Genomic DNA, 9302 nt, shown 5'->3' with positions numbered 1-9302 from the left:
CGAACGCCTGGGTTGGTTGAACGATCCGGATCTGATGGAAGGAACGAAGCCGAAGGGGATGCACTGGCGCACGTATTATCGCCTTGTTGCGGAGTTGGAGCATTGGGAGGAAATGTCGAACAAGTCGCTGCTGCGATACTTGGGTAGGCTGGCAGTTAACCTTAAGGCAATGTGAACTCAGAGCACTTCGGGGGCGGTGAATTCTTCACCGTGCTTCTTTCGCTAGACCCGCCGTTCAGGCTTTCGCGTGCTTCCGCAATTCAACATTTATTTACACCAACAGTCACCAACCTTCGGAATCCCTAAATATCCATCGGAAAACGCGGACACGGTGTTACAAAGGGTGGATATCGGGGTGGATAGAAAGGGAAGGAAAGCTGAAAATATCAGTTAAATCAAATACTTGCATCTGAGATTTGGTGCCCAGGAGAGGACTCGAACCTCCACGTCCATACGGACACTAGCACCTGAAGCTAGCGCGTCTACCAATTCCGCCACCTGGGCAGGTGTCGTGGAGGGGCGTTTAAGCCTAGTCGCGGGAGGCGTCAACCAGATTCGGCGAGAATTTTTAAAGTTTTTTGAATTCGATTTCCGGCCGGTGTTTTCCGCGCATGGTTTTCAACACCGTCGCGGCGAATTAGCGCCTTGTTTGACTGGCCTGCGGGCGCTAGTTCTAGGGCGCAATTTCTCAGCAGGAGCCCTCTCATGTCGAAACTGGTGACGATTTTTGGCGGATCGGGATTTGTCGGTCGCTACATCGCGCGGAGCATGGCGAAAGAGGGGTGGCGAGTCCGGGTGGCTGTACGTCGTCCGAACGAGGCCATGTTCGTCAAACCCTATGGAGCCGTGGGTCAGGTCGAACCGGTGCTGTGCAATATCCGGGATGACGCCTCGGTGGCGCTGGCGATGCAGAGCGCCGATGCGGTGGTGAACTGCGTGGGTGTGCTGAACGAGCTTGGCAAGAACGGGTTTGATACGATTCAGGCCGAAGGAGCTGAACGCATCGCGCGTTTGGCGGCCGAGCAGGGCATCAAGCGGATGGTTCACATCTCGGCCATCGGTGCGGATGCGAATTCAGCCAGCGCGTATTCCCGGACCAAAGCACATGGTGAAGCGGGCGTGTTGAAACATATGCCAGACGCCGTGATCCTGCGTCCTTCGGTGATCTTTGGCACCGAAGACCAGTTCTTCAACCGTTTCGCCGGAATGACCCGCATGGGACCATTCCTGCCTCTGGTCGGGGCCGAGACAAAATTCCAGCCCGTTTACGTAGACGATGTGGCGCAGGCTGCCGTCAAAGGCGTTCTGGGGCAGGCAGAGCCGGGTGTTTACGAGCTTGGCGGCCCCGAGGTTAAGACCTTTCGTGCTTTGATGCAGCAAATGCTTGAAGTGATTCACCGTCGCCGCGTCATCATCGGCCTGCCGTTCTTTGCCGCGCGGATTATGGCGGGTGTGCTGGATATCGTTAAATTTGTCAGCTTCCAGCTGTTCCCCAACAACATTCTGACTCGCGATCAGCTTAAGAACCTGCGTCACGACAATGTTGTCGCCGAGGGCGCAAAGTCTTTTACAGACCTTGGTATCGTGCCGACCACGTTGGAATCGATACTGCCGGAATACCTGTGGAAATTCCGCCCCTCGGGTCAGTATGACGACATTCAGAACTCGGCCAAAAACCTGCGTATCTGATCAGCTGTAGGCCATGATCAAAAGGATCACGCCTAGAATGACGCGGTAGATGACGTAGGGTGTGAAGCTGACGCTGCGCAGAAGCCGCATCATCAGGCTGAGCGCCAGCAGGGCCGAAAGAAAGGCAAACAGCGCCGCAATGGCCCCATCCCGGGCCAGTTGCATATCGGCCCCGCGCACGGCATCCAATGCCAGCAGTGTGCCCGACGCCAGGATTGTCGGGATCGACATCAACATCGCGATCCGCGCGCCGTCTTCACGGGTATATCCCAATTGCCGCGCGCCGGTTATGGTTATCCCGGAACGGGACGTGCCTGGGATCAGGGCAAGAACCTGCCACAGACCCATGATCAGCGCGTCGCGTATTCCCCAGTTTTCGGCCTCTTTGGTTTCAGGAGCCTTTTGATCCACCCAATACAGCAGCAGACCGAAACCCAGCATTGTCCATCCGATGACCGTGATCGAGCGCATGGCCTGGCTCAACCCGGTGACATGCAGAATGAGGCCCGCGATCACCGTAGGAACAGTTGCAACGATCAGGCCCAGAGCAAGCCGGGCCTGCGGTGTATCCGCCCGTCCGGTCAATGCGCGCGGTAATCCGGCAAGGGCCTGTTTTACATCTGACCGGAAATACAGCACCACGGCGCCCAGGGTTCCCACATGCACCGCGACATCAATGGCTTGACCCTGATCCTGCAACCCCGACAGGTTGGGCAGCAGGATCAGGTGACCAGATGAGGATATGGGCAAAAACTCAGTGATTCCCTGAATGATTGCTACGAGAATCAGGTGAAACAAACTCATCTGCCCTGCCGTGCTGCTGCCACGTGTTCTTTGTGAGTTATGGGTATAAGGGCGATGGAAAAAAGGAAAGCGCGCATATAGGTCCGAATCGGATCTAAAATCTCCAATTATTTTCCACTTTTCTTAAAGGCGCGCTGCATTTTTTCAATTTAGGTCAGCATAATTGACTTTTCATCCAAAAGCGCATCCCGTAAAGAAACGGAACCTAGCCAATTCATGGAGTCTGACCCGTGGCCAAGCAACCGATGCTGAAATTTGTGCAGATCGACCGCGTCATGCCGGAAAAGCGTGCTGCCAATGACCGCAAGGACGACTTTGACGAGATCTATTCCGAGTTCGCCGCCGAAAAAGCAGCCGAGCAGGCGAGTCGGTGCAGCCAATGTGGTGTTCCGTACTGCCAGTCGCATTGCCCGCTGCAAAACAATATTCCCGACTGGTTGCGCCTGACTGCGACCGGGCGCCTGGAAGAAGCCTATCAGGTAAGTCAGGCCACCAATACCTTCCCCGAGATCTGCGGGCGCATCTGTCCGCAGGACCGCCTGTGCGAGGGCAACTGCGTGATCGAACAGTCGGGCCATGGAACCGTCACGATTGGTTCGATCGAGAAATACATAACGGATACCGCATGGGAAAAAGGTTGGGTCCAGCCGGTTGCTCCATCGGCCGAACGCGCTGAAAGCGTAGGTATCATTGGTGCAGGCCCTGGTGGATTGGCCGCTGCGGATATGCTGCGCCAGGCTGGTATCCAGGTCACGGTATACGACCGCTATGACCGGGCCGGTGGCCTGCTGATGTATGGCATTCCGGGGTTCAAACTGGAAAAAGACGTCGTTCAGCGCCGCAATGACTTGTTGGCTGATGGTGGGGTCGAGTTTGTTCTGAATTGCAACGTGGATGCGGCCAAGTTCGAAGAAATCCGGGCCAGGCATGATGCCGTTATCATTGCGACCGGTGTCTACAAGTCGCGCGACCTGGCAATGCCGGGCAGCGGTCTGGCCGGGATCGAGAAGGCAATCGACTTCCTGACGGCCTCGAACCGTAAGAGCTTTGGCGACGAGGTCGAAGATTTCGACAACGGTCGCTTGAACGCCGACGGCAAGAAAGTTGTCGTGATTGGCGGCGGTGACACCGCGATGGATTGCGTCCGCACTTCGATCCGCCAGGGCGCGACTTCTGTCAAATGTCTGTATCGCCGGGACCGTGCCAACATGCCGGGATCACAGCGTGAAACACAGAACGCCGAAGAAGAAGGTGTGATCTTCGAATGGCTCAGCGCACCCAAAGGGTTCACGGGTGAAGACACGGTCAAGGGTGTTATCGTTCAGAAGATGCGCCTGGGACAGCCAGACGCATCCGGTCGTCAGGCCCCCGAAGTGATCGAAGGCGCGGACTATGTCGAAGACGCCGATCTTGTGATCAAGGCGCTTGGATTCGAACCTGAAGACCTGCCGACGCTGTTCGGACAACCTGATCTGCCAGTCACCCGCTGGGGTACGATCAAGGCGGCGTTCCAAACCGGCGAGACCGAAATGGACGGAGTCTATGCAATCGGTGACATCGTGCGCGGTGCCTCGCTGGTGGTCTGGGCGATCCGGGACGGTCGTGACTGCGCTGATGCGATCATCGAACGCTTCAATGCCAAATCTGCCGTTGCGGCCGAATAATCCCGGCGATCAGGAGGGTTCGAAATGCCTGAATTGCAAGGTCAATGCATGTGTGGCGCGGTTACGGTGACGGCAACTCCGGCGCGGGATGCGCTGGGGGCCTGCCATTGCGACCAGTGCCGGCGTTGGACCAGTTCCATGCTGGTGACGTTTCAGGCCGAAGAAGGCTATGCCGCGCTTGGCCCGGTCAAAACCTTCACTTCCTCTGACTGGGCCGAGCGCGCCTTTTGCGCCGATTGCGGCTCGGCGCTTTGGTATCGGATCACGCTCCCGGGCGAGATGCACGGCCAGACGCAAATGGCGGCAGGTCTGTTTGACAACGCCGCAGGCAACCCACTGAAACTTGAACTTTACATCGACAAAAAGCCCCAGGGCTACGCGTTCGCAGGCGAACGCCGGCAGATGACCAAAGCCGAGGTCGAAGCCATGTACGCCCCCTCTGACGAAGGAGACAGCCAATGACCAAATATGATGCCGATTGGGTGCGGGCCGAAAAAGCCAAGCGCAAATGGATGGCTGAAAATGGTCTCTATTCCGAGGAAGAAGAGCATTCTTCCTGCGGTGTGGGTCTCGTTGTGTCCGTGGATGGGAAAGCGTCGCGCAAGGTTGTGGACGCCGGTATCGACGCGCTCAAGGCGATCTGGCACCGCGGCGCGGTTGATGCTGACGGCAAGACCGGTGATGGCGCGGGCATTCACGTGCAGATTCCGGTCTCGTTTTTCTACGATCAGATCAGGCGCACAGGCCACGAGCCCAAATTGGACGAACTGATCGCTGTTGGTCAGGTTTTCCTGCCGCGCACCGACTTTGGCGCACAGGAACAGTGTCGGACCATCGTGGAAAGCGAAGTTCTGCGCATGGGCTATTACATCTATGGCTGGCGTCACGTGCCGGTCGATGTCACCTGTCTGGGTGAAAAAGCCAACGCCACCCGGCCCGAGATCGAGCAGATCCTGATCTCGAATTCCAAAGGTGTGGACGAAGAGACCTTTGAGCGTGAACTCTATGTCATTCGTCGCCGTATTGAAAAGGCCGCCTCGGCTGCGGGTATTTCCGGGCTGTACCTGGCGTCGCTGTCCTGCCGTTCGATCATCTACAAGGGCATGATGCTGGCCGAGCAGGTTGCCGTCTTCTATCCCGACCTGATGGACGAACGGTTTGAATCCGCCTTCGCCATCTATCACCAGCGCTATTCCACCAACACCTTCCCGCAATGGTGGCTGGCGCAGCCCTTCCGCATGTTGGCGCATAACGGCGAGATCAACACGCTGAAAGGCAACATCAACTGGATGAAAAGCCACGAGATCCGCATGGCGTCCTCGACGTTTGGGGATTATGCCGAGGATATCAAGCCGATCATCGCCGGAGGATCGTCGGATTCGGCCGCATTGGACTCGGTTTTTGAGGTTCTGGTGCGCGCGGGTCGCTCGGCCCCGATGGCGAAAACCATGCTGGTTCCGGAAAGCTGGTCCAAGCAGGCGGTGGAACTGCCGCAGGCGTGGCGCGACATGTATTCTTACTGCAACTCGGTGATGGAGCCGTGGGACGGCCCCGCCGCGCTGGCCATGACGGATGGCCGCTGGGTCTGTGCTGGGCTGGACCGCAACGGCCTGCGTCCGATGCGTTACGTCGTGACTGGCGATGGTCTTGTCATTGCGGGATCCGAGGCCGGCATGGTGCCGATTGATGAGTCCACAGTGACCGAAAAAGGCGCGCTGGGCCCCGGTCAGATGCTGGCTGTCGACATGAAAAAGGGCAAGCTGTATCGCGACACCCAGATCAAGAACAAGCTGGCGAGCGCATTGCCGTTTGGCGAATGGGTCGGCAAGATAAACGATCTGGACGAGGCGCTGGCAGGCGTGACCGAAAAGCCGATTTTTTCGGGTGAAGATCTGCGCAAGCGCCAGATCGCGGCAGGCTATTCAGTCGAAGAGCTGGAGCAGATTCTTGCGCCTATGGCTGAAGATGGCAAAGAGGCGCTGGCGTCCATGGGTGACGATACGCCCTCGGCGGTTCTGTCCAAGCAATACCGCCCGCTCAGCCATTTCTTCCGGCAGAATTTCTCTCAGGTCACCAACCCGCCGATCGACAGTTTGCGCGAATACCGCGTTATGTCCTTGAAAACCCGGTTCGGGAACCTGAAGAACGTGCTGGATGAGGACAGCAGCCAGACCGAGATCATCGTTCTGGAAAGCCCCTTTGTCGGAAACGCACAATGGGATGAACTGGTTGGGAACCTCAATGCTCCGCTGGCCGAGATCGATTGCAGCTTTGAGCCTGGTCAAGGTGCGCTGAGCGCGGCTTTGGCCCGTGTCAGAGCCGAAGCTGAAGAGGCTGTCCGATCTGGCGCAGGGCATCTGGTGCTGACCGACATGAACTCGGGTGAAGATCGTGTGGCGATGCCGATGATCCTTGCCACCAGCGCAGTGCACTCACACCTGACCCGTCAGGGCCTGCGGACGTTCTGTTCCTTGAACGTGCGCTCGGCTGAATGTGTCGATCCGCATTACTTTGCGGTTCTGATCGGCTGTGGCGCGACCGTTGTGAACGCCTATCTGGCCGAAGACTCGCTGGCCGATCGCATCGATCGTGGGCTGCTGGACGGCACCCTGACCGAAAATGTTGCGCGCTACCGCGAAGCCATCGACCAGGGCCTGTTGAAAATCATGGCCAAGATGGGGATCTCGGTGATCTCGTCCTACCGCGGAGGTTTGAATTTTGAGGCTGTAGGCCTGAGCCGCGCGATGGTCGCCGAGTACTTCCCGGGTATGACCAGCCGGATTTCCGGCATCGGCGTCACCGGTATTCAGGCAAAGGCCGAAGAAATCCACGCCAAGGGCTGGAACAGTGGTCTGGACGTGTTGCCGATCGGTGGTTTCTACAAGGCGCGGCAATCGGGTGAAACCCATGCGTGGGAAGCGACCTCGATGCATATGATGCAGATGGCGTGCAACAAGGCGTCCTATGAGCTGTGGAAACAGTATTCTGCCAAGATGCAATCGAACCCGCCGATCCATCTGCGCGACCTGATGGATTTCAAACCATTGGGCAAACCTGTGCCGATTGAAGAGGTGGAATCGATCACCTCAATCCGCAAGCGTTTCGTCACGCCGGGCATGTCACTGGGCGCGCTCAGCCCCGAGGCGCACAAGACGCTGAACGTGGCCATGAACCGGATCGGGGCGAAATCCGACTCGGGTGAAGGTGGTGAAGATCCTGCACACTTCGTGCCGGAGCCAAATGGCGACAACCCCTCGGCCAAGATCAAACAGGTGGCCTCGGGCCGGTTCGGTGTGACCGCCGAATACCTGAACCAGTGCGAAGAGCTGGAAATCAAGGTTGCCCAAGGTGCGAAACCGGGCGAGGGCGGTCAGCTGCCGGGCATGAAGGTCACCGACCTGATCGCGCGTTTGCGGCATTCCACCAAGGGCGTTACGCTGATTTCTCCCCCGCCGCATCATGACATCTACTCGATCGAGGATCTGGCGCAGCTGATCTATGACCTGAAACAGATCAACCCGCGCTGCAAGGTGACGGTGAAACTGGTGGCGTCCTCGGGCGTTGGCACGATTGCAGCCGGTGTGGCCAAGGCGAAAGCGGATATTATCCTGATTTCGGGTCACAATGGCGGTACGGGTGCCTCACCCGCGACCAGCATCAAATATGCTGGTCTGCCTTGGGAGATGGGCCTGACCGAGGCGCATCAGGTTCTGGCGATGAACAACCTGCGCGACCGGGTGACTCTGCGCACCGATGGCGGCCTGCGCACCGGGCGCGACATCGTCATGGCGGCGATGATGGGGGCCGAGGAATACGGCATCGGCACCGCCGCCCTGATCGCGATGGGCTGTATCATGGTGCGTCAATGCCAGTCGAACACCTGCCCCGTCGGCGTTTGCACGCAGGATGAATCGCTGCGTGCCAAGTTCACCGGCAACGCGGACAAGGTGGTGAATCTGATCACCTTCTACGCGCAGGAAGTGCGCGAGCTGCTGGCCAGCCTTGGCGCGCGTTCCGTGGATGAAATCATCGGTCGGGCCGATCTGCTGGCGCAGGTTAGCCGGGGTTCGGCACATTTGGACGATCTGGATCTCAACCCGCTGCTGATCACCGTCGATGGTGCGCATAACATCGTGTACAATCGCGACAAGGACCGCAACGCCGTGCCCGACACGCTGGATGCCGAGATCGTGCGCGATGCGGCACGGTTCCTGAAGGACGGCGAGAAGATGCAGTTGTCATATGCCATCCAGAACACGCACCGCACCGTCGGAACCCGTATTTCCAGCCACATTGTGCAGAATTTCGGCATGCGGAACACGTTCCAGGATGACCACCTGCACGTGAAACTCCAGGGTTCGGCGGGTCAGTCTCTGGGGGCTTTCGCTGCCCCGGGTCTGAAGCTGGAAGTTTCGGGGGATGCCAATGACTATGTTGGCAAGGGCCTGTCTGGCGGCACGATCGTTGTGCGCCCGCCGCAGGTCAGCCCGCTGAAGGCAGACGACAACACAATCATCGGCAACACGGTTCTCTACGGTGCAACTGACGGCCATCTGTTTGCGGCCGGCCGCGCGGGTGAACGGTTTGCCGTGCGCAACTCGGGCGCCAAAGTTGTGGTTGAAGGATGTGGCTCGAACGGGTGTGAGTACATGACCGGCGGTGTGGCCGTGATTCTTGGTGATATCGGGGCCAATTTCGGTGCCGGGATGACCGGTGGCATGGCATATCTGTATGATCCTGAAGGCAAGGCCGAAGCGTTGATGAACAAGGAAACGCTTGTGACCTGCCCGGTCACCGTGGACCATTGGGTGGATCAATTGAAAGCCCTGATCACGCGTCACGCCGAGGAGACTTACAGCCGCAAGGCTGCGGATATTCTCCAGCATTGGGATGTGGAAAAGGGCAACTTCTTACAGGTTTGTCCCAAAGAAATGCTCAACAAACTCAGCCACCCGCTGAGCGAAGAAGCCACGGCAGTTCCGGCGGAGTAAGCCGAAATTCCACCAAAAAACCGGCCCCGCGTGCCATTTGCAGCACGCGGGGCCACAGATTTTGTGCGGTTTCGGTGGGATTCTTGCCTGTTCTTCCGAATTTCGCCATGCTTTTTTCACCTTGTAGTGATAGCCATTGCCTGTTTCGGTTTCT

5 protein-coding genes and 1 tRNA gene are annotated in these 9302 nt (G+C 58.0%); 4 read left to right on the top strand and 2 right to left on the bottom strand.

Annotation, left to right across the window (positions count from 1 at the left end; genetic code table 11):
- Window positions 1-417 precede the first annotated feature (417 nt).
- Window positions 418-504, bottom strand: a tRNA-Leu gene (locus ACR0C6_RS20335).
- A gap of 201 nt (window positions 505-705) precedes the next feature.
- Here ACR0C6_RS20335 and ACR0C6_RS20330 point away from each other — a divergent pair.
- Window positions 706-1689, top strand: coding sequence for a complex I NDUFA9 subunit family protein (locus tag ACR0C6_RS20330; RefSeq protein WP_480620873.1), 984 nt, complete (start codon window positions 706-708; stop codon window positions 1687-1689).
- Here ACR0C6_RS20330 and ACR0C6_RS20325 read toward each other — a convergent pair whose 3' ends face one another.
- Window positions 1690-2493, bottom strand: a complete 804-nt coding sequence (locus tag ACR0C6_RS20325; RefSeq protein WP_171171601.1) for an undecaprenyl-diphosphate phosphatase — start codon at window positions 2491-2493, stop codon at window positions 1690-1692.
- 230 nt (window positions 2494-2723) lie between these two features.
- Here ACR0C6_RS20325 and ACR0C6_RS20320 point away from each other — a divergent pair, with 230 nt between their 5' ends.
- The 3 genes from ACR0C6_RS20320 to gltB are packed head-to-tail and all read left to right on the top strand — an operon-like array spanning window position 2724 to window position 9148.
- Entirely contained in the window at window positions 2724-4157 is a 1434-nt protein-coding gene (locus tag ACR0C6_RS20320) for an NAD(P)-dependent oxidoreductase (protein WP_480620871.1), read from the top strand.
- Between the two features lie 24 nt (window positions 4158-4181).
- Window positions 4182-4619, top strand: a complete 438-nt coding sequence (locus ACR0C6_RS20315; RefSeq protein WP_152459664.1) for a GFA family protein — start codon at window positions 4182-4184, stop codon at window positions 4617-4619.
- Window positions 4616-9148: a glutamate synthase large subunit gene (gltB, locus tag ACR0C6_RS20310; protein ID WP_480620869.1), complete on the top strand. Its 4533-nt coding sequence runs from the start codon at window positions 4616-4618 to the stop codon at window positions 9146-9148. Before ACR0C6_RS20315 ends, gltB begins: the two co-directional genes overlap by 4 nt.
- Window positions 9149-9302 lie beyond the last annotated feature (154 nt).

The organism is Ruegeria sp. AL12 (assembly GCF_056540885.1).
Note: the sequence above shows the minus strand (reverse complement) of the source record. Positions and strands in the feature narration are given on the sequence as shown.

Coding starts and splice junctions, on each gene's coding strand:
- ACR0C6_RS20330 (WP_480620873.1), top strand. CDS start 706: ATGTCGAAACTGGTGACGATTTTTGGCGGATCGGGATTTGTCGGTCGC.
- ACR0C6_RS20315 (WP_152459664.1), top strand. CDS start 4,182: ATGCCTGAATTGCAAGGTCAATGCATGTGTGGCGCGGTTACGGTGACG.
- ACR0C6_RS20325 (WP_171171601.1), bottom strand. CDS start 2,493: ATGAGTTTGTTTCACCTGATTCTCGTAGCAATCATTCAGGGAATCACT.
- gltB (WP_480620869.1), top strand. CDS start 4,616: ATGACCAAATATGATGCCGATTGGGTGCGGGCCGAAAAAGCCAAGCGC.